The sequence below is a fragment of the Pseudomonas sp. B21-031 genome, assembly GCF_024748985.1.
In the GTDB taxonomy this organism is placed as follows: Bacteria; Pseudomonadota; Gammaproteobacteria; order Pseudomonadales; family Pseudomonadaceae; genus Aquipseudomonas; species Aquipseudomonas kermanshahensis.
Genome location: NZ_CP087181.1, coordinates 5,753,091 through 5,771,775, shown reverse-complemented (window position 1 = coordinate 5,771,775; position 18,685 = coordinate 5,753,091). Strand labels below are relative to the sequence as shown.

Below are 18,685 nucleotides of genomic sequence, written 5' to 3'. Positions count from 1 at the left end.
GCCGCTCAGTTCGGCGCCAGGTACCAGTCGCGGTCCGAGACCGTGCCTTGCAATGGTACATCCCAACTGGCCTGTGCCAGCCGCTCGACCTTCTGGCATTCATGCGCCAGCCCCAATAGCAAAGGTTTTTTCCAGGTCTTGCGGCGCGCCTGGTAGGCCAGGCTGCGGTCATAGAAACCACCGCCCATGCCCAAGCGGCCACCCACTTCATCGAAACCCACCAGCGGCAGCAGGATCAGGTCCAGGGCCCAGATCGGGCGTTGCCGTTTGCGGTCGGTCAGTGGCTCTGGAATACGGAAGCGGTTGCGCTTGAGTTTTTCACCCTGTTCGAAACGCTGAAACACCATGCGTGTGCGCGGCCAGGCGTGCAGCACCGGCAGGTAAGTACGTTTGCCGCGTCGCTGGGCTTCGCGCAATAGCAGGTAGGGGTCGATTTCGCCGTCGTTGGGCAAGTACAGGGCAATGTGCCGGGCGCGGCGGAACAGCGGGTCTTGCGCCAGCTGGCGGTATAGGCCAAGGGCGGCTTGGCGCTGCTGGGCAGGCGTGAGTGCGCGGCGTGCATTGCGGAGCAGGCGACGAAGCTGGGGGCGGGTGAGCGGCGCGGTGTCGGTCATGGCACAGGCGTTCCCAGTTGTCGCGACTGGTAGGGGTCTGCCCGCAGCAAGGGCGGACAAAAAAATAAGGCTCCCCGATAAGACCGCTATCGGTGTAGCCCTTGAACCCGAAAGTTCAAGGTGGAGATTGCAGGGGGCGTTAAGGCTTTCCGTCGAGCGGACATGCACACCGGCCCCAGCGTGCAACCCCCGTGGTTGTGCGTATCGGCTCAGGGACATAACCGACTGGCGCATCCCCCAGGGAGTGGCGCCAGTATACCAATCTCAGCCGATTTTGGTATCCGTGTCGTCGGACAAAGCCTTATCGACCCGATCCAACAGGTCGCGCACCTGTTCGCGGTTGGTGCCAGCGACCGGGGCAGCGCTACGGTCTTCCTGGCGGTGCAGCATCTCGTGGGTAATGTTCAACGCAGCCATGACCGCGATGCGGTCGGCGCCGATCACCTTGCCGCTGCTGCGGATCTCGCGCATCTTGCCGTCCAGGTAGCGCGCGGCGCTGACCAGGTTGTTGCGCTCTTCCGGCGGGCAGATGATCGAGTATTCCTTGTCGAGGATCTGCACGGTGACGCTATTGCTTGAACTCATGAGTCTTGCTCCAGAGCTTTGAGGCGTAAAATCATCGACTCGACCTTGCGCCTTGCGATCTCGTTCTTTTCGATGAGGTGGGCGCGCTCTTCGCGCCAGGATTTTTCCTGAGCTACTAGGAGTGCATTTTGCCGTTTTAGTTGCTCGACACGTTCGATCAGCAACTCGAATCGGCTCATCAGCGCTTGCAGGTCGTTCTCTTGCGTGGGTTGCACTCGAATCGCTCCGTCGTTGAGTCACCTGGCGATGATGCCTCTCCCCGGGCCGCGACGGCCAGTGCCGATGGTCTTGGCGCGCCTGCCGGTGCTAGGATACAAGGTCTCCATTCTAGTCATTGCGCCGTCTGGCGCCTAGTTGCCCATGCCCAATACCCAATCGCCCTACATTGCCTTCGCCATGCTGCTTGCCAGCAACGGCCACCCTGTCACTCCTGCCGAGCTGCACGGCTTGCTGGTCGGGCGCAGCTGCGCCGGTGCCGGCTTCGATGCCGACGCCTGGCTGGCCGACGCCGCCCAACTGCTGGAAAACGAACCCGGTGACACCGTCCGCAATGCCCTGATCGGCTTGCAAGAGATGGTCAAGGGCGAGCTCACCAGCGATGACATGGCCATCGTCCTGCTGCTGCCGACCGATGATGCCGCGCTGGCTGACCGTGCTGCGGCGCTGGGCCAGTGGTGCCAAGGCTTCATCACGGGCTTTGGCCTGAACGCCGGTGGCAAGGACCTGTCCACCGAAGCCAAAGACGTGCTGCAGGACCTGGTGGCAATCTCCCAGGTACAAGAAGCCCTCGAAGAGTCCGAAGACGGCGAGAGCGACTACATGGAAGTCATGGAGTACCTGCGCGTCGCGCCGCTGCTGCTGTTCTCCGAGCTGGCCAAGCCGGCCGCACCTGCGTCCAAGCCATCGTTGCACTGATCAACCGGGGGTAGTCTGCCCATGAGCCACATTCCCAAGGCCGAGTATGCCCGTCGGCGCAAGGCGCTGATGGCGCAGATGGTCCCCAACAGCATCGCCATCCTGCCCGCCGCCGCCGTTGCCATTCGCAACCGCGACGTCGAGCACGTGTACCGCCAGGACAGCGATTTCCAGTACCTCAGCGGCTTTCCCGAGCCCGAGGCGGTGATTGCGCTGATCCCGGGCCGTGAACATGGCGAGTACGTGCTGTTCTGCCGCGAGCGCAACCCTGAGCGCGAGCAATGGGAAGGGCTGCGCGCCGGCCAAGAAGGTGCGGTGCGTGATTTTGGCGCCGACGATGCCTTCCCGATCACCGACATCGACGAGATTTTGCCCGGCCTGATCGAGGGCCGGGAACGGGTGTACAGCGCCATGGGCAGCAACCCCGAATTCGATCGCCGGCTGATGGACTGGATCAACGTGATCCGCTCCAAGGCTCGCCTGGGTGCCCAGCCGCCGAACGAGTTCGTTGCGCTGGATCATCTGCTGCACGACATGCGCCTGTATAAATCGGCGGCAGAAGTGAAGGTGATGCGCGTTGCCGCAGACATTTCCGCCCGTGCCCACGTGCGTGCCATGCAGGCCTGCCGGGCCGGGCTGTATGAGTACAGCCTGGAAGCCGAGCTGGATTACGAGTTCCGCAAAGGCGGCGCGAAAATGCCGGCCTATGGCTCGATCGTCGCGGCCGGGCGCAATGGCTGCATCCTGCACTATCAGCAGAATGACGCCCCGCTCAAGGACGGCGACCTGGTGTTGATCGACGCGGGCTGCGAAATCGACTGCTATGCCAGCGACATCACCCGTACGTTCCCGGTCAGCGGGCGTTTTTCGCCCGAGCAGAAGGCCATCTACGAGCTGGTGCTGAAGGCCCAGGCCGCAGCCTTCGCCGAAATCGCCCCCGGCAAGCACTGGAACCACGCCCACGAGGCGACCGTGCAGGTCATCACCGAGGGCCTGGTGGAACTGGGGTTGCTCAAGGGCGATGTGCAGGGGCTGATCGAAAGCGAAGCCTACCGCGCGTTCTATATGCACCGCGCCGGGCACTGGCTGGGCATGGATGTGCACGATGTGGGCGAATACAAAGTGGGCGGCCAGTGGCGCGTGCTGGAGCCCGGCATGGCGCTGACCGTCGAACCGGGCATCTACATCGCCGCCGACAACCAGGCGGTGGCCAAGAAGTGGCGCGGCATCGGCGTAAGGATCGAGGACGACGTGGTAGTGACCAGGCAGGGCTGTGAAATTCTGACGTCGGGTGTACCCCGCACAGTCGCCGAGATCGAGGCGCTGATGCAGGCTGCGCGCAAGGACGCGGCATGAACCGGGTCCACTTGGCGATCATCGGTGGCGGCCTGGTCGGCGCGAGCCTGGCGTTGGCCCTGCAAGCCGGGGCCAAGGCGCGGGGCTGGAAGATCCTGCTGATCGAGCCGTTCGCACCCGGCCACAGTTTCCAGCCCAGCTATGACGCGCGTTCGTCGGCGTTGTCGTATGGCACGCAACAGATCTACCAGCAGTTGGGGCTGTGGCAGGCCATCAGCCAGCGCGCCGAGCCTATCTTGCAGATTCAGGTATCCGACCGTGGCCGGTTCGGTGCCACGCGCCTCGATGCCCACGAAGAAGGCGTGCCAGCGCTGGGTTTCGTGGTGGAAAACGCCTGGCTCGGGCAGTGCCTGTGGCAGGGGTTGGACCCTGAGGTGGTGAGCTGGCGTTGCCCCGCCGAAGTGAGGGCGATGCACGCCATCGAAGGCGGTTATCGCCTGCAGCTGGATGACGACACCAGCCTGGAATGCGACTTGGCCGTGCTGGCCGATGGCGGCCGCTCAGGCCTGCGTGAGCAACTGGGTATTCATGTGCGCCGCACGCCCTATGAGCAAAGCGCCCTGATCGCCAACATCACGCCTGGCGAAGCCCACCGCGGCCAGGCGTTCGAGCGGTTCACCGAAACCGGCCCGATGGCCCTGCTGCCACTACCTGAAAACCGCTGCGCGCTGGTCTGGACCCGTCAGGGCATGGACGCTCAGCGCCTGGCCGAAATTGATGAACGCAGCTTCCTGCGCGAGCTGCAGGACGCCTTCGGCTATCGTCTTGGGGCTTTGCGCCAAGTGGGGGCAAGGCATCTCTACCCGCTGGCTTTGGTCGAGGCCGAAGAACAGGTACGCCCGCACCTGGTGGTGCTGGGCAACGCTGCGCACAGCCTGCACCCCATTGCCGGCCAGGGCTTCAACCTGTCGCTGCGTGACGTCCAGGTGCTTGCACAAGCACTGCTGGCGGGCCCTCAGCAGCCCGGTGACCTTGGCACCTTGCGGTCCTATCATCAGCGTCAGCGCCTGGACCAGGCGCTGACCATCGGCTTCTCCGACCAGGTCACCCGCCTGTTCGGCAGCAACCAGCCGTTGCTGGCTGCCGGGCGCAACATTGGCCTGCTCGGGCTCGACCTGCTGCCGCCGGCAAAAAGCTGGTTTGCCCGCCAGGCCATGGGCCTGGGTACGCGCCCCGATCCGCGGGGCCAGGCATGAGCAATCCGCGCAGACTGGCGCGCCGGGCCCGCATGTTGCGCTGGTTGCTGAACCTTTACCCGCCGTATCTGGGCGCCGGTATCCGCGTGCAGCACATCAGCCCGGACATGCGCAGCGTCAAGGTCCGCATGAAGCTCACCCGCTGGAACCGCAACTACGTCGGTACCCAGTTCGGCGGCAGCCTCTATTCGATGGTCGACCCGTTCTACATGCTGCTGCTGATCGAGCAGTTGGGGCGCGAGTACATCGTCTGGGACAAGGCGGCGAGCATCGATTTCATCTCGCCGGGCAAAGGCCCCGTGTACGCCGAGTTCCACCTCGATGACGCCCTGCTCGACGACATTCGCCAGCAAACCGCCACCGGCAAGAAGTGCCTGCCGCGGCTGCAGGTGGACATCCGCGACGGCGCCGGCGAACTGGTGGCGCGGGTCGATAAAACCCTATACGTGCGGCTCAAGCCGCAAGCGAGGCAGGCGTAAGGCATGGAAATGCGCGCAGATCTGTTGATTGTCGGTGCCGGTATGGTCGGCAGCGCCCTGGCCCTGGCATTGCGCCACAGTGGCTTGGACATTCTCCTGCTCGACGGCAGCCCGCTGTCGGTAAAACCCTTCGATACCGAAGCGCCGTTCGAGCCGCGCGTCAGTGCATTGTCGGCGGCCAGCCAGCGCATTCTGGAGCGCCTAGGCGCCTGGGATGGCATCGCCCGGCGACGGGCCACGCCGTATACCGACATGCACGTCTGGGATGGCAGCGGTACGGGCCAGATCCACTTCTCGGCGGCCAGCGTGCATGCCCAGGTGCTCGGCCACATTGTCGAAAACCGGGTGGTGCAGGATGGCTTGCTGGAGCGTCTGCATGACAGCGACATCGGCCTGCTGCCCAACGCGCGGCTCGAGCAACTGCGCCGCTCCGGTGACGAGTGGCTGCTGACCCTGGCCGACGGCCGCCAACTGCGGGCGCCGTTGGTGGTGGCGGCGGATGGCGCCAACTCGGCGGTACGCCGCTTGACCGGCTGCGAAACCCGTGAGTGGGATTACCTGCACCACGCCATCGTCACCAGCGTACGTTGCAGCGCCGGGCACCAGGCTACGGCCTGGCAACGCTTTACCGACGAGGGCCCGCTGGCGTTCCTGCCGCTGACACGTGAGGGCCAGCAGGACTGGTGCTCGATTGTGTGGTCGACCACGCCAGAGCATGCCGAGCAACTGATGGCGCTGGACGAGCCGGACTTCCTCAAGGCTCTGGAGCGGGCCTTCGAGGGGCGCCTGGGCGAGGTGCTGCAGGCCGACCCACGCGTGTGCGTGCCGCTGCGTCAGCGCCATGCCAAGCGCTATGTGGCTGAGGGCCTGGCGTTGATCGGCGATGCCGCGCACACCATTCACCCGTTGGCCGGGCAGGGCGTCAACCTGGGGTTCCTTGATGCCGCCGTGCTGGCCGAGGTGCTGGTGAATGCCAGCGAGCGCGGCGAACGGCTGGCGGATGTAAAGGTGCTGAGCCGCTATGAGCGCCGGCGCATGCCGCACAACTTGGGGCTGATGGCCGCCATGGAAGGGTTCGAGCGGCTGTTCCAGGCCAATCCGCTGCCGTTGCGCTGGTTGCGTAACAGTGGCTTGAAGCTGGTGGAGCAGATGCCGGAGGCCAAGGCATTGTTCGTGCGCCAAGCGTTGGGGTTGAGCGGAGACCTGCCAGAATTGGCCAAGCCCTGACGTTAGCACGGCCTCTGTAGGAGCAGCCTTGCGCTGCGAAAGGGCCGGTATGACGAGCACCGTTGTGGCTTCTTCGCAGCACAAGGCTGCTCCTACAGGAGGCGCTTGCGCGGGCTGCAACATCCGGTAACGGCTCCGAGGGTGAGGGACAAAATGGGATTCACTACCATTTGCGCCTCTCATACGATCCGAGGAGTGCATTTCATGTTGCCACGCAAGCCCCTACTGGCCGCCCTGGCCCTGACGTTGTTCGGCGGCACTGCCCAGGCAGCGGAAGAAGTGGTGGTGTACTCCTCGCGCATCGATGAGCTGATCAAGCCGGTGTTCGACGCCTACACCGCCAAGACCGGGGTCAAGGTCAAGTTCATCACCGACAAGGAAGCCCCGTTGATGCAACGCATCAAGGCCGAGGGCGAGAACGGTGTGGCCGACCTGCTGCTGACCGTCGATGCCGGCAACCTCTGGCAGGCCGAGCAGATGGGCATCCTGCAACCGATCAAATCGGACATCATCGACCAGAACATCCCGCCGCAATACCGGGCCTCGTCCCATGACTGGACCGGCCTGAGCCTGCGCGCGCGCACCATCATCTACTCCACCGACCGGGTCAAACCGGAGCAGTTGAGCACCTACGAAGCCCTGGCCGACAAGCAGTGGGAAGGGCGTCTGTGCCTGCGCACTGCGAAGAAGGTTTACAACCAGTCGCTGACCGCCACCTTGATCGAGAACCACGGCGAGGCCAAAACCGAAGCCATCGTCAAAGGTTGGGTCAATAACCTGTCCACCGACGTGTTCTCCGATGACAACGCCGTGATCCAGGCCATCGAAGCTGGCCAGTGCGACGTGGGCGTGGTCAACACTTACTACTACGGGCGCTTGCACAAACAAAACCCCACGTTGCCGGTCAAGATCTTCTGGCCCAACCAAGGTGACCGCGGTGTGCACGTCAACCTGTCGGGTATCGGCCTGACCAAGCATGCACCGCACCCTGAGGCTGCGAAAAAGCTGGTGGAATGGATGACGGGCGAGGACGCGCAGAAGCTGTTCGCCGACATCAACCAGGAGTTCCCGGCCAACCCGAAGGTCAAGCCATCGGACGAGGTAGCCGCTTGGGGCAGCTTCAAGGCTGACAGCATTCCGGTCGAAATCGCAGGCAAGCGCCAGGCCGAAGCGATTCGCTTGATGGATCGGGCTGGCTGGAACTAAGTTATCCTTCCGGGGCCTGCAAGGGCCCTTTCGCGGGCAAGCCCGCTCCCACAGGTTTTCCACTGAAGCGTGTGTAAACCCTGTGGGAGCGGGCTTGCCCGCGAACGACCGCGCAGCGGTCGCAATCGCAATCGAGAGTTCTGAACTTGCCCCACACCCCCCAACGTCGCTGGTACCTCCCGGTCGCCCTGGTCGCCGCCCTGGTGCTGTTGCCCCTGAGCGTCCTGCTGCTGTCATGGCAGTCGATCGACCTGCAGATCTGGTCACACCTGCTCGACACCCAGATGAGCCGCCTGCTCGGCAACACCCTGACCCTGGTAGTAGGCGTAGGCATCGGCGTGACCGTATTGGGGGTCAGCCTGGCCTGGCTCACCAGCCTCTGCGAATTCCCTGGCCGGCGCTGGCTGGACTGGGCGCTGATGCTGCCGTTCGCCATCCCCGCCTACGTGCTGGCATTCGTTTTCGTCGGCCTGCTGGATTTTGCCGGCCCGGTGCAAAGCGCCCTGCGCGACGTGTTCGGGCCAATGCGCCTGCCGCGCGTACGCTCCACGGGCGGGGTGATCATCGTGCTGGTGCTGGTGTTCTACCCCTATGTCTACCTGCTGGCGCGCACAGCCTTCCTGGCGCAGGGCAGGGGGCTGATGGAGGCGGCCCGGGTACTGGGGCTGTCACCGCTGCAGGCGTTCTGGCGCGTCGCACTGCCTATGGCGCGGCCGGCGATCGGTGCCGGTATCGCCCTCGCATTGATGGAAACCCTGGCCGACTTCGGTGCGGTGGCCGTGTTCAATTTCGACACCTTCACCACCGCCATCTACAAGACCTGGTACGGCTTCTTCAGCCTGTCCAGCGCGGCCCAGTTGGCCAGCCTGCTGCTGTTGGCGGTGATGCTGGTGCTGTACGGCGAGCGCCGTGCCCGCGGCGCGAGCCGCACGGGTAATGAGCGCGCGCGCGGCAAGGCGCTCTATCACCTGCGTGGGGCCAAGGCGCTGCTGGCCAGCGGCTGGTGCCTGCTGGTGTTCGCCTGTGCCTTCGTCATACCGCTGCTGCAACTGCTGGTGTGGTGCTGGCAGCGCGGGCGGCATGACCTGGACGAGCGTTATGTCGGCCTGGTGCTGCACACCTTGTACCTGGGTGGCATGGCCGCATTGATCACGGTGAGCGTGGCGCTGCTGCTGGCCTTCGCCCGGCGCCAGGCGCCGACCGGCGGCATTCGCGCCGGGGTCGGCCTGGCCAACCTTGGTTATGCCTTGCCAGGCTCGGTGCTGGCCGTGTCGATCATGCTGGCCTTCAGTTACCTCGATAACCAGCTGGTGGTGCCGATTTCGACGTGGCTGGGCGGCGCTGGCAAACCCTTGTTGCTGGGCAGCCTCGCGGCCTTGCTGCTGGCCTACCTGGTGCGCTTCATCGCCGTGGCCTATGGGCCGCTGGAAAGCAGCCTGGAGCGTATCCGGCCCTCATTGCCGGAGGCCTCGCGCAGTTTGGGCGTCGGCGGCGTGGCATTGTTTTTCAAGGTGTATCTGCCGTTGCTGGTGCCCGGTGCCCTGAGTGCTGCCCTGCTGGTATTCGTCGATGTGTTGAAGGAAATGCCGGCCACCCTGCTGATGCGCCCGTTCGGCTGGGACACCTTGGCGGTACGGGTGTTCGAGATGACCAGCGAGGGCGAGTGGGCGCGGGCCTCGCTGCCTGCCTTGACCCTGGTGCTGGTGGGCTTGCTGCCGGTCATCGGGCTGATTCGCCGCTCAGCTCGGCGCCCCGGTCACTGACAGTAAGGATGCCAGCCCGCGCCCATGCGGCTACAATGCGCGGCATTCGCGCGGCGGGTCCTACAAGAAGAGCTGACGACCAAACGTCATCGACCGCCGCCGCTTCGCCACGCCCGGAAGGAGAAACCCATGGGACAGCGCACGCTTTTGTATGACCTGCACCTGGCGCTCGGCGCCAAGACGGTCGATTTTGGCGGTTGGGACATGCCCCTGCACTATGGCTCGCAAGTCGAGGAGCACCATCAGGTGCGCAGTGACTGCGGGGTCTTCGATGTTTCCCATATGACCGTGATCGACATCAATGGCCGTGATGCTACCGCTTGGTTGCAGCATTTGCTGGCCAACGATGTTGCCCGCCTCGACAGTGTCGGCAAGGCGCTGTACAGCCCACTGCTCAACGAAGAGGGCGGGGTCATCGATGACCTCATCGCCTATCGCACCGAAGCCGGCTACCGCCTGGTCACCAACGCCGCTACCCGCGCCAAGGTGCTGGCTTGGCTCAAGGCCCAGCAAAGCGGGTTCTCGGTCGATTTCGAGGTGCGCCCGGACCTGGCCATTCTTGCCATCCAAGGCCCGCAGGCGCGTGACAAGGTCGCCGCCTTGCTCAGCGCCTCGCGCGCCGCGCTGATTCGCGCGCTGCGCCCGTTCGAAGGCATCGCTGACGGCGACTGGTTCATTGCCCGCACCGGTTATACCGGTGAAGACGGCCTGGAGATCATCCTGCCAGGCCACGAGGCCGTTACCTTCTACAACGACCTGGTCGGCGCCGGCATCGCCCCCAGTGGCCTGGGCGCCCGTGACACCCTGCGCCTGGAAGCCGGCATGAACCTGTATGGCCAGGACATCGACGAAACCCACACCCCACTCACCTCCAACCTGGGCTGGAGCATCGCCTGGGAGCCGGCTGAGCGCGAGTTCATCGGTCGCGCGGGCCTGCTGGCGGAAATCGAGCAAGGTGTGAAGGAAAAACTGGTTGGCCTGGTGCTGGAAGAACGCGGCGTTTTGCGTGCCCATCAGGTGGTTCGCGTTGCCGGCATTGGCGAAGGGGAGATCACCAGTGGTAGTTTCTCTCCTACGCTGAGCAAGTCTATTGCCCTGGCGCGTTTACCCATGGCTACCGGCGACCGCGCCGAGGTCGAGATTCGCGGCAAGTGGTACCCGGTGCGGGTGGTCAAACCGACCTTCGTGCGCCACGGCAAAATCCTGATTTGAATAATTTTTAACCGGCGGGCCGACCGCTGAGCCAATCGAGGAATTCAAGACATGAGCAATATCCCCGCCGAACTGCGTTTTGCCGAAAGCCACGAGTGGGCACGCCTGGAAAGCGACGGCACAGTGACCGTTGGCATCAGCGACCACGCACAGGAAGCCCTGGGTGACGTCGTGTTCGTCGAACTGGCGGAAGTCGGCAAGGTGTTCGCCCAAGGCGACGCGGCTGGCGTGGTCGAATCGGTCAAGGCTGCTTCCGACATCTACGCACCGATCGGTGGCGAAGTGATCGCGGTCAACGAAGCACTGGCCGACAGCCCTGAGCTGCTCAACGAAGAGCCTTACGGTGCCTGGATCTTCAAGCTCAAGCCAAGCGACAAGGCTGAGCTGGACAAGCTGCTGGATGCTGCGGGTTATCAGGCTGCTATCGGCGAGTAAAACGTGTCGCCTTCTTTGCGGCTAAAGCCGCTCCCACAGGTACTGCACTGCAGCTGATACCCCTGTAGGAGCGGGTTTACCCGCGAAGAGGCCGGGCCTGCAAGCAAGTTTCCCCGCACAATCGGCAATCCTTCCTAGACTTATAAGTCTCCATGAGGCCTGGTCTAGGAAGAGAGCGTCGTCATGTCCCAGTCGCCGTCCCTGCATCAACTGCAAGAGCTCAACCCTTTCCTGCGTCGCCACCTGGGCCCCGATGCCTCGGAGCAGCAGGCCATGCTCAGCGCGTTGGGTGTTGCCAGCCGCGGCGAGCTGATCGAGCAGACGGTCCCGCCGGGGATCCGCCTCAATCGCCCCCTCGACCTGCCGCCGGCGCTGGACGAACAGGCCGCATTGGCCAAGCTCGCCGGTTATGCCGAGCAGAACCAGGTCTGGACCAGCCTCATCGGCATGGGCTACCACGGCACCGTCACGCCGACCGTCATCCTGCGTAACGTGCTGGAAAACCCTGGCTGGTACACCGCCTACACGCCTTACCAACCCGAAATCGCCCAAGGCCGGCTGGAAGCGTTGTTGAATTTCCAGCAGATGGTCATCGACCTCACCGGCCTCACCCTGGCCAATGCCTCGCTACTCGATGAGGCCACCGCCGCTGCCGAGGCCATGGCTTTGGCCAAACGCGTGGCGCGCAACAAGAGCAACGCCTTTTTCGCCGACGAGCACTGCCACCCGCAAACCCTCTCGGTGCTGAAAACCCGCGCCGAAGGGTTTGGCTTCGAACTGATCGTCGATTCTGTGGATAACCTGGCCAAGCACGCGGTATTCGGCGCCTTGCTGCAGTACCCGGACACCCACGGCGAGGTACGCGACCTGCGCCCGCTGATCGATCACCTGCACAGCCAGCATGCCTTGGCCTGCGTCGCCGCCGACCTGCTCAGCCTGGTGGTGCTGGCGCCACCCGGCGAGCTGGGCGCCGATGTGGTGTTGGGCTCGACCCAGCGCTTTGGCGTCCCCATGGGCTACGGCGGCCCTCATGCCGCCTATTTCGCCTGCCGCGACGACTTCAAGCGGGCCATGCCGGGGCGCATCATCGGTGTGTCGCGCGATGCCCGTGGCAACACCGCGCTGCGCATGGCCCTGCAGACCCGCGAGCAGCACATCCGCCGCGAGAAGGCCAACTCCAACATCTGCACGGCCCAGGTGTTGCTGGCCAACATCGCCGGCTTCTACGCCGTCTACCATGGCCCAGAAGGCTTGCAGCGCATCGCCCAGCGGGTGCACCGGCTGACCTTCATTCTGGCGGCCGGCCTGGAGGCCAAGGGCATCAAGCGGCTCAACCAGCATTTCTTCGACACCTTGACGCTGGAGGTGGGCGGCGCGCAGGCGGCGATCATCGAAAGTGCCGAGCACGCGCGTATCAACCTGCGCATCCTCGGGCGCGGGCACCTGGGCGTGAGCCTGGACGAAACCTGCAACGAACAGACCGTGTTGCGCCTGTTGGACATTTTCCTCGGCGTCGATCACGGCCTGGACATTGCCGCACTCGACCAGTTGGCGCTGCCAGAAGGCATCCCGGCAGGGCTGGTGCGGCGCACGCCGATCCTCGCGCACCCGGTCTTCAACCTGCACCACAGCGAAACCGAGATGCTGCGCTACCTCAAGCAGCTGGAAAACAAGGACCTGGCGCTGAACCAGTCAATGATCCCGCTGGGCTCGTGCACCATGAAACTCAACGCCACCAGCGAGATGATCCCCATCACCTGGCCAGCCTTCGCCCAGCTGCACCCGTTCGCCCCGGCTGCCCAGGCAGTGGGCTACAAGGCGATGATCGACGAGCTGGAAAGCTGGTTATGCGCCATCACCGGCTTCGACGCCATCTGCATGCAGCCCAACTCCGGCGCGCAGGGCGAATACGCCGGCCTTATGGCCATCACCCGCTACCACCGCAGCCGCCACCAGCCTCAGCGTACCTTGTGCCTGATTCCGTCCTCGGCCCACGGCACCAACCCCGCCTCGGCGCAGATGGCCGGCATGGAGGTGGTGATCGTCGATTGCGACGACGACGGCAACGTCGACCTCACGGACCTCAAGGCCAAGGCGCAAGCGGCCGGGGATCGGCTGTCGTGCCTGATGGTCACCTACCCCTCGACCCACGGGGTGTATGAAGAGGGTATCCGCGAAATCTGCGACGTGGTGCACCAACACGGTGGCCAGGTGTACATGGACGGTGCCAACCTCAATGCCCAGGTCGGCCTGACGCGCCCAGCCGACATCGGCGCCGATGTGTCGCACATGAACCTGCACAAGACCTTCTGCATCCCCCACGGGGGCGGCGGCCCCGGCATGGGCCCGATCGGTATCCGCGCCCACCTCAAGCCCTTTGTCGCCAGCCACCCGGTGGTGCCGGTGCCGGGTTTGGACCCGAACAACAGCGCGGTGAGCGCCGCGCCTTGGGGCAGCGCGAGCATTTTGCCGATCAGCTGGATGTATATCGCCATGATGGGCCCGCAACTGGCCGATGCCAGTGAGGTGGCGATCCTCTCGGCCAATTACCTGGCCAGCCAACTTGGCGGGGCTTTCCCGGTGCTTTACCGCGGGCGTAACCAGCGCGTGGCCCACGAATGCATTCTCGATCTGCGGCCGCTCAAGGCGCAGACCAGCATCAGCGAGGAAGACGTGGCCAAGCGTTTGATGGACTACGGCTTCCATGCCCCGACCATGTCATTCCCGGTACCGGGCACGCTGATGGTCGAGCCGACCGAGAGTGAGTCGAAAGCCGAGCTGGACCGTTTCGTAGAAGCAATGCTGGCGATCCGCGCAGAAATTGCCCAGGTGCAGGAAGGCACCTGGCCAGCCGAAGACAACCCGCTCAAGCATGCGCCGCATACCTTGGCTGACGTGTTGGCACCGTGGAACAGGCCGTACAGCCTGGAGCAAGGCATCGCCCCCAGCGCTCACGTACGCAAGCACAAGTATTGGCCAGCGGTGAACCGGGTCGACAATGTGTATGGGGACAGGAACTTGTTCTGCGCGTGTGTGCCGGTGGAGGCTTATCGCTGATTTTTGGGGGGCTGCCCCCCCAAAAAACTTATTCGGCTACAGCGTTCTTGGCCAGAATGGCATTGGCCAGTTCCATGTCGCTGGCCTGCATCCCTGGGTTTTCAGCGCGCACCTGGCGCATCGCCGATTCCAGGAACGGCCCGCGGATTGCGCCTTCACTGGCCACGAAGCTGCCGGCGTCATCCTGCGCGGCCATTACCAGTTTGTGATCCTTCGACGTCAGGTAGGTCGACGCCGTGGTTGCACCGGAAGAAATCACGTTACGCCAGAAGGTATCGGCCATGGCGGAGCCCATTGGCAGCGAAAGCAAGGCAGCGGTCGCGATGGCGGTTTTGAGACGCATGTTGAAACACCTCGAAGGGTGAGGGTTGAAGATGCGCGGTTTGATCCTGCCGAGGGGGTGCAAGTTCCTTGAATACAAGGGTTTTTTGCTCAGGAGCAGACCCTTAGCACTTCTTCTGTAGCGGTCAGGCCCCGGGCCACTTTTGCCTCCCCGCAGCGGCGCAGGTCTACCAAGCCTTCGGTCAGCGCCTGGCGTCGCAACTGCGCCAGGTCGGTGTGTTGGCCTATCTGCGTGCGCAGGCTTTCGCTGGGTATCAACAGCTCGAACAAGCCGGTACGGCCCTGAAAACCCGTGCCGCGACAGGTGCGGCAAGGCTGGCCGCTGGCGGCCGAGGCACAACCCTGGCAATCGCCGCACAAGGTGCGAATCAGGCGCTGCGCCATGACCCCGATCAGCGTTGCCTTGATCAGGTAATCAGCCACGCCCAGTTCCTGCAGGCGGGTGATCGCGCCGCAGGCATCGTTGGTGTGCAGGGTTGACAGCACCAGGTGCCCGGTGAGGGCTGCCTGCACAGCTACCAGCGCGGTTTCCCGGTCGCGGATCTCGCCGATCATGATGATGTCCGGGTCCTGGCGCAGCATCGCCCGCACGCCGTCGGCGAAGCACAGGCCCAGTGCTGGCTGGACTTGCAGTTGGTTGAAGGCCGGCTCCAGCCGCTCGATGGGGTCTTCGATGGTGCACAGGTTGACTTGCGGGGTGGCCAGCAGCTTGAGGCTGGCGTAGAGCGTGCTGGTCTTGCCTGAACCCGTGGGGCCTGTCACCAAGATGATGCCCTGGCGTTGGCCCAGCAGCGCGCGCCATTGTTCCAGTTGCTGCCCCTCCAGGCCCAGGCGGTCGAAGTCTTCATGCAGCTGTTGCGGGTCGAACAGGCGCAGCACCAGTTTTTCGCCAAAGGGCGTCGGCAAGGTCGACAGGCGCAATTCCACTTCGCCGCCGCCGGCAAGGCGGCTTTGCAACCGGCCGTCCTGTGGCCGGCGTTTCTCTGCCACATCCATGCGCCCGAGGTGTTTGAGGCGGCTGACCAGCGCCAGGGTGACGCCAGCGGGGAAGGCGTAGACGGTGTGCAGCAGGCCGTCGATGCGGTAGCGCAGCTGCCCTTTTTCGCGGCGGGGCTCGAGGTGGATATCGCTGGCGCGTTGCTCGATGGCGTACTGCAGCAGCCAGTCGACGATGTGCACGATGTGAGCATCATCGGCGCTGGCTTCGGCCTGGCGTTTGCCCAGCTCCAGCAGGTGTTCGAGCTCGCCCAGGCTGGCTGACTGCTGGTGCTGCGCGCCCTGTACCGATTGAGCCAGGCGGAAGAACGACTGCCCCAACTGGCGGATCTGCAGCGGGCTGGCCAGCACGCGGCGGATGGGCCTGCCCAGGCTCCTGGCCAGGTCCGCTTGCCAGTCATCCTGATAGGGCTGCGCGCTGGCCACGGTGACGCCGGAAGGGTCGGCGGCGACGACGAGAATGCCATGGCGCTGGGCGAAAGCGGGGGAGATCAGCCCGCTGACCTGGGCCATGTCGAGTTGCATGGGGTCGATGCGCAGGAACGGCTGGCCGATCTTGTCAGCCAGCCATTGGCAGAGGCGGTCCAGGTCCAGAGGCTGGCCGGGGTGCTTGCGGTCTTCAAGGCCGGGGGCGGCGATGAGCTCCAGGGGGTGGCAGGTCGGCCGTGACGCGGCCTGTTCCAGTACCAACAGGGTGTCGCTGGCGTCCAGGTGCCGGTCGTTGAGCAAGGCCTGGAGCAGGCGCTTGAGGTCGAGGGCTTGGTTGTCGGGAGTATGCATGGCGGCGTCCTTGCCAGGAGGGAAGTCCTGTTGAAGGCTAGCCGGGTGGGGTGCGCTTACGGCGGGCAAAGGGTTTCTGGATCTTGCGGTGTCACACCACCGCCAGCTCCACGCGCGCCAGGTTCATCAGGCTTACGTCGCCCACACACACCAAGTTGCGCAATTTTTGCGCAATCACCTCGGCCCGGTGCCAGCTCAGCCCGCCAATGCCGATCTCGATGGCGAGCCAGTCATCCTGTTGGCTGACCTGCACGTGGTGCGGGGTCAGAAACTGCAGGGCAAACAGGTTGAGCACCCGGCACAAGCTGTCGGGCTCGGCTTCGGCCTGCAGGCGGTAGTGCACGGTGCTGTGGGCGTTGCTGGCGGCCCAGGCGTCGGTACGTGGCAGTGCGTTCATGCTGGTCTCCGCAAATGTGGGAGAAATTCTTGCACGTTGGGGCGGGTATTTTTTCGCTATGATTCGATCAATTAGCCGGTATGGCAGATTGTTCTATTCGCATTATCATGACTTGGAGAATTATTCATGCAAAGCGAACTGGACGCCTATGATCGGCGCATCCTCGAATTGCTGCAGGAGGACGCTTCGCTGTCCAGCGCACAGATCGCCGAGCGTGTGGGGCTTTCGCAGTCGCCTTGCTGGCGGCGCATCCAGCGGCTGAAGGAGGAGGGGGTGATTCGCGGGCAGGTGACGTTGCTCGACCGCAAGAAGATCGGCCTGAACACGCAGATTTTTGCAGAGGTGAAGCTCAACGCGCACGGTCGCTCCAATTTCACCGAATTCACCGAGGCGATCCGAGGTTTCCCGGAGGTGCTGGAGTGCTACGTGTTGATGGGCTCGGTGGACTTCCTGCTGCGTATCGTTACCTCGGACATTGAGGCGTATGAGCAGTTTTTCTTCGAAAAACTGTCGAATGTGCCGGGGATTCAGGAGGTCAATTCGATCGTGGCGCTTTCGGAGATCAAATCCACCACCAGCCTGCCACTGTCGAGATAGGACACTGCCTGTAGGAGCAGCCTTGCGCTGCGAAGGGGCCGGTTTGGCCAGAAAAAATCTGTGGCAAACGGGCCTCTTCGCAGCGCAAGGCTGCTCCTACAGGGCTAGCGACGCTGATCAAGCCTTGAGCAGGTACTTCCAGCCGCGGCTCTGATCAACCGCACGGGCTTGCTCGATACGGGCTTCAAGCAGCTCGTCGGGCGTTTCGGACAGCGGCAGTTCAGCCAGCTCGTGCAGCTTTTTCAGGTCGCCGTACAGGCGGTCCATCTGCGGTGCTTCGAGCACCTGGCGGGCATGGTGCAGCCAGGCGAGCAGCTGTTCGATGCGCGGCAGCTGTTCGGCCAGGTCTTCCGGGCGCTGGGTGTACAGCGGCAGTTTCAGCGAACGGCCTTCTTCACCCAGCAGGTGCGCCATCCAGCTGGCCAGCTGCGCCTTGCCCTGGCGTTCGCCACGGCCTTTGCGCTCGACGGTCCAGCCACGGGCCAGCAGCCAGCGCGAGGTTTCCAGCGAGAACTGGCCCCAACGCACGTCTTCGAGTTCTTCGGCAAATTGTTCAGGCGCAGCGCGGCGGATGTCTTCGTCATCGTTGCCGGCCTGCACCAGTGGGCGCCAGTCTTCCAGCAGCGCGTCGAGGCTGGCGCGCAGCTCGCGGGTGGTGGCGCGCGGTGCGGCCTGGCCCAAGCTGGCGACCAGTGCGCGCAGCTCGGCCAGGGACTGCACCCAGTCCTGCAGCAGGCGCCAGTGGCCATTGTGGCGATATTGCTCGGCCAGGCGCTGGCTGCTGCCGAGCAACTGCCAGGCGAGGGCGGCGAAGGCATCGTCCAGGGCCATTTCGGCGTCCAGCTCGGTCTGCGGCAGGCCCAGCTCGTAGCTTTCGGGCTCCAGCAGGCGGTAGCCACGCTCGGCCTTGCTGATGTCGCAAGGCATCAGCGGCAGGCTGGCGGCGAGCTCGGCGGCCAGTTCCAGCAGGGCTTCAGGTGCGCCTTCGCGCAGCTCGAGCTCCAACTCGCAGATTTCTTCCTTGCGCTTGCCGGCGATCACGAAGCCCTGGTCCAGCGCGGCCTCGATCACGACCTTGCTCTTGCCACGGCCCCAGGCGATTTCGGCGTATTCACGGCTGAAGTCGGTGGTGAACAGCGGCTTGATGGTTTTCTTGTCGAGCGCAGCCAACTGCTCGGGCCAGCAGGTGCCGTCGAGCTTTTTCAGGTCGAGCTTGACCTTGTCCAGGTGCCACTCGTACTCGTTGCGCTCGGACAGCCCGGCCACGCTTTGCCCGCGGCACTTCAAGGTCTGGATGATTGCATCACCATCGCGGCGCAGGCGCAGGGCGACACGGGCGGCGGAAAGCTCGCGCTCCGGGGTGTCGAAGTACTGGTTGAGCAGTTCACGGGTCTGCCAACCGGACTTGTTGCGCTTTTTCAGCAGGGGGTGCTCACGCAGGGCGGCAAGGGTCTCGCGGCTGGCGCGGAGCTTGAGTTCGGTTTCTTTGTGCATCGCAGGCTCGAAGGAGGGGCTCGTTGGCAGAGAG

Annotated in this window: 18 protein-coding genes and 1 other RNA gene; 11 read left to right on the top strand and 8 right to left on the bottom strand. The window is 64.2% G+C overall.

What is annotated here, in order from left to right:
- Positions 1-5: 5 nt before the first annotated feature.
- The 4 genes from LOY53_RS25735 to LOY53_RS25720 form a co-directional block, all read right to left on the bottom strand.
- Complete coding sequence (locus LOY53_RS25735) at positions 6-614, bottom strand: 5-formyltetrahydrofolate cyclo-ligase (protein WP_027592232.1); 609 nt, start codon at positions 612-614, stop codon at positions 6-8.
- Positions 615-681: 67 nt separating this feature from the next.
- A non-coding RNA gene (ssrS, locus tag LOY53_RS25730) (6S RNA) lies at positions 682-861 on the bottom strand.
- A 17-nt stretch (positions 862-878) separates the two neighbouring features.
- Positions 879-1,199, bottom strand: coding sequence for a cell division protein ZapA (locus LOY53_RS25725; RefSeq protein WP_027592233.1), 321 nt, complete (start codon positions 1,197-1,199; stop codon positions 879-881).
- Positions 1,196-1,378 (bottom strand): TIGR02449 family protein, encoded by a 183-nt coding sequence (locus tag LOY53_RS25720; protein WP_033693939.1) that lies wholly within the window; start codon positions 1,376-1,378, stop codon positions 1,196-1,198. Before LOY53_RS25720 ends, LOY53_RS25725 begins: the two co-directional genes overlap by 4 nt.
- A gap of 181 nt (positions 1,379-1,559) precedes the next feature.
- Here LOY53_RS25720 and LOY53_RS25715 point away from each other — a divergent pair, with 181 nt between their 5' ends.
- The 10 genes from LOY53_RS25715 (at position 1,560) to gcvP (ending at position 14,045) form a co-directional block, all read left to right on the top strand.
- Positions 1,560-2,114 (top strand): YecA family protein, encoded by a 555-nt coding sequence (locus LOY53_RS25715; RefSeq protein WP_099430753.1) that lies wholly within the window; start codon positions 1,560-1,562, stop codon positions 2,112-2,114.
- A gap of 21 nt (positions 2,115-2,135) precedes the next feature.
- The gene (pepP, locus tag LOY53_RS25710; RefSeq protein ID WP_252826192.1) at positions 2,136-3,470 is read left to right on the top strand and encodes a Xaa-Pro aminopeptidase; all 1,335 of its coding nucleotides are present in this window, start codon (positions 2,136-2,138) and stop codon (positions 3,468-3,470) included.
- Positions 3,467-4,666 (top strand): 2-octaprenyl-6-methoxyphenyl hydroxylase, encoded by a 1,200-nt coding sequence (gene ubiH / locus LOY53_RS25705; protein ID WP_258703433.1) that lies wholly within the window; start codon positions 3,467-3,469, stop codon positions 4,664-4,666. Before pepP ends, ubiH begins: the two co-directional genes overlap by 4 nt.
- Positions 4,663-5,145: a DUF4442 domain-containing protein gene (locus LOY53_RS25700; protein WP_027592237.1), complete on the top strand. Its 483-nt coding sequence runs from the start codon at positions 4,663-4,665 to the stop codon at positions 5,143-5,145. Before ubiH ends, LOY53_RS25700 begins: the two co-directional genes overlap by 4 nt.
- Positions 5,146-5,154: 9 nt before the next feature.
- Positions 5,155-6,372 (top strand): 2-octaprenyl-3-methyl-6-methoxy-1,4-benzoquinol hydroxylase, encoded by a 1,218-nt coding sequence (locus LOY53_RS25695; RefSeq protein WP_258704186.1) that lies wholly within the window; start codon positions 5,155-5,157, stop codon positions 6,370-6,372.
- A gap of 204 nt (positions 6,373-6,576) precedes the next feature.
- A complete protein-coding gene (locus LOY53_RS25690) occupies positions 6,577-7,578 on the top strand; it encodes an extracellular solute-binding protein (RefSeq protein WP_099455677.1) in 1,002 nt (333 codons plus the stop codon).
- A gap of 146 nt (positions 7,579-7,724) precedes the next feature.
- A complete protein-coding gene (locus tag LOY53_RS25685; RefSeq protein WP_258703432.1) occupies positions 7,725-9,341 on the top strand; it encodes an iron ABC transporter permease in 1,617 nt (538 codons plus the stop codon).
- A 129-nt stretch (positions 9,342-9,470) separates the two neighbouring features.
- Complete coding sequence (gcvT, locus tag LOY53_RS25680) at positions 9,471-10,553, top strand: glycine cleavage system aminomethyltransferase GcvT (protein ID WP_099455675.1); 1,083 nt, start codon at positions 9,471-9,473, stop codon at positions 10,551-10,553.
- Between the two features lie 51 nt (positions 10,554-10,604).
- Positions 10,605-10,988, top strand: coding sequence for a glycine cleavage system protein GcvH (gene gcvH, locus LOY53_RS25675; RefSeq protein WP_027592242.1), 384 nt, complete (start codon positions 10,605-10,607; stop codon positions 10,986-10,988).
- A 183-nt stretch (positions 10,989-11,171) separates the two neighbouring features.
- Entirely contained in the window at positions 11,172-14,045 is a 2,874-nt protein-coding gene (gcvP, locus tag LOY53_RS25670; protein WP_258703431.1) for an aminomethyl-transferring glycine dehydrogenase, read from the top strand.
- Positions 14,046-14,073: 28 nt separating this feature from the next.
- Here gcvP and LOY53_RS25665 read toward each other — a convergent pair whose 3' ends face one another.
- The 3 genes from LOY53_RS25665 to LOY53_RS25655 all read right to left on the bottom strand — a co-directional run bounded on the left by LOY53_RS25665 (position 14,074) and on the right by LOY53_RS25655 (position 16,560).
- Positions 14,074-14,388 carry a DUF2388 domain-containing protein gene (locus LOY53_RS25665; RefSeq protein WP_027592244.1) on the bottom strand — a complete coding sequence of 105 codons (315 nt, stop codon included), beginning with the start codon at positions 14,386-14,388 and terminating at the stop codon, positions 14,074-14,076.
- 89 nt (positions 14,389-14,477) lie between these two features.
- Positions 14,478-16,163, bottom strand: a complete 1,686-nt coding sequence (locus LOY53_RS25660) for a GspE/PulE family protein (RefSeq protein ID WP_258703430.1) — start codon at positions 16,161-16,163, stop codon at positions 14,478-14,480.
- 91 nt (positions 16,164-16,254) lie between these two features.
- Positions 16,255-16,560, bottom strand: a complete 306-nt coding sequence (locus tag LOY53_RS25655; protein WP_027592246.1) for a hypothetical protein — start codon at positions 16,558-16,560, stop codon at positions 16,255-16,257.
- A gap of 126 nt (positions 16,561-16,686) precedes the next feature.
- Here LOY53_RS25655 and LOY53_RS25650 point away from each other — a divergent pair, with 126 nt between their 5' ends.
- Complete coding sequence (locus LOY53_RS25650; RefSeq protein WP_252826186.1) at positions 16,687-17,157, top strand: Lrp/AsnC family transcriptional regulator; 471 nt, start codon at positions 16,687-16,689, stop codon at positions 17,155-17,157.
- A gap of 117 nt (positions 17,158-17,274) precedes the next feature.
- Here the strand turns inward: LOY53_RS25650 and LOY53_RS25645 are convergent, their stop codons facing one another.
- Positions 17,275-18,651 carry an inorganic triphosphatase gene (locus LOY53_RS25645; protein WP_027592248.1) on the bottom strand — a complete coding sequence of 459 codons (1,377 nt, stop codon included), beginning with the start codon at positions 18,649-18,651 and terminating at the stop codon, positions 17,275-17,277.
- Positions 18,652-18,685: the final 34 nt, after the last annotated feature.

Coding starts and splice junctions, on each gene's coding strand:
- ubiH (WP_258703433.1), top strand. CDS start 3,467: ATGAACCGGGTCCACTTGGCGATCATCGGTGGCGGCCTGGTCGGCGCG.
- LOY53_RS25735 (WP_027592232.1), bottom strand. CDS start 614: ATGACCGACACCGCGCCGCTCACCCGCCCCCAGCTTCGTCGCCTGCTC.
- LOY53_RS25655 (WP_027592246.1), bottom strand. CDS start 16,560: ATGAACGCACTGCCACGTACCGACGCCTGGGCCGCCAGCAACGCCCAC.
- LOY53_RS25715 (WP_099430753.1), top strand. CDS start 1,560: ATGCCCAATACCCAATCGCCCTACATTGCCTTCGCCATGCTGCTTGCC.
- LOY53_RS25645 (WP_027592248.1), bottom strand. CDS start 18,651: ATGCACAAAGAAACCGAACTCAAGCTCCGCGCCAGCCGCGAGACCCTT.
- LOY53_RS25695 (WP_258704186.1), top strand. CDS start 5,155: ATGCGCGCAGATCTGTTGATTGTCGGTGCCGGTATGGTCGGCAGCGCC.
- pepP (WP_252826192.1), top strand. CDS start 2,136: ATGAGCCACATTCCCAAGGCCGAGTATGCCCGTCGGCGCAAGGCGCTG.
- LOY53_RS25690 (WP_099455677.1), top strand. CDS start 6,577: ATGTTGCCACGCAAGCCCCTACTGGCCGCCCTGGCCCTGACGTTGTTC.
- gcvT (WP_099455675.1), top strand. CDS start 9,471: ATGGGACAGCGCACGCTTTTGTATGACCTGCACCTGGCGCTCGGCGCC.
- LOY53_RS25725 (WP_027592233.1), bottom strand. CDS start 1,199: ATGAGTTCAAGCAATAGCGTCACCGTGCAGATCCTCGACAAGGAATAC.
- LOY53_RS25700 (WP_027592237.1), top strand. CDS start 4,663: ATGAGCAATCCGCGCAGACTGGCGCGCCGGGCCCGCATGTTGCGCTGG.
- gcvH (WP_027592242.1), top strand. CDS start 10,605: ATGAGCAATATCCCCGCCGAACTGCGTTTTGCCGAAAGCCACGAGTGG.
- gcvP (WP_258703431.1), top strand. CDS start 11,172: ATGTCCCAGTCGCCGTCCCTGCATCAACTGCAAGAGCTCAACCCTTTC.
- LOY53_RS25650 (WP_252826186.1), top strand. CDS start 16,687: ATGCAAAGCGAACTGGACGCCTATGATCGGCGCATCCTCGAATTGCTG.
- LOY53_RS25665 (WP_027592244.1), bottom strand. CDS start 14,388: ATGCGTCTCAAAACCGCCATCGCGACCGCTGCCTTGCTTTCGCTGCCA.
- LOY53_RS25660 (WP_258703430.1), bottom strand. CDS start 16,163: ATGCATACTCCCGACAACCAAGCCCTCGACCTCAAGCGCCTGCTCCAG.
- LOY53_RS25720 (WP_033693939.1), bottom strand. CDS start 1,378: ATGAGCCGATTCGAGTTGCTGATCGAACGTGTCGAGCAACTAAAACGG.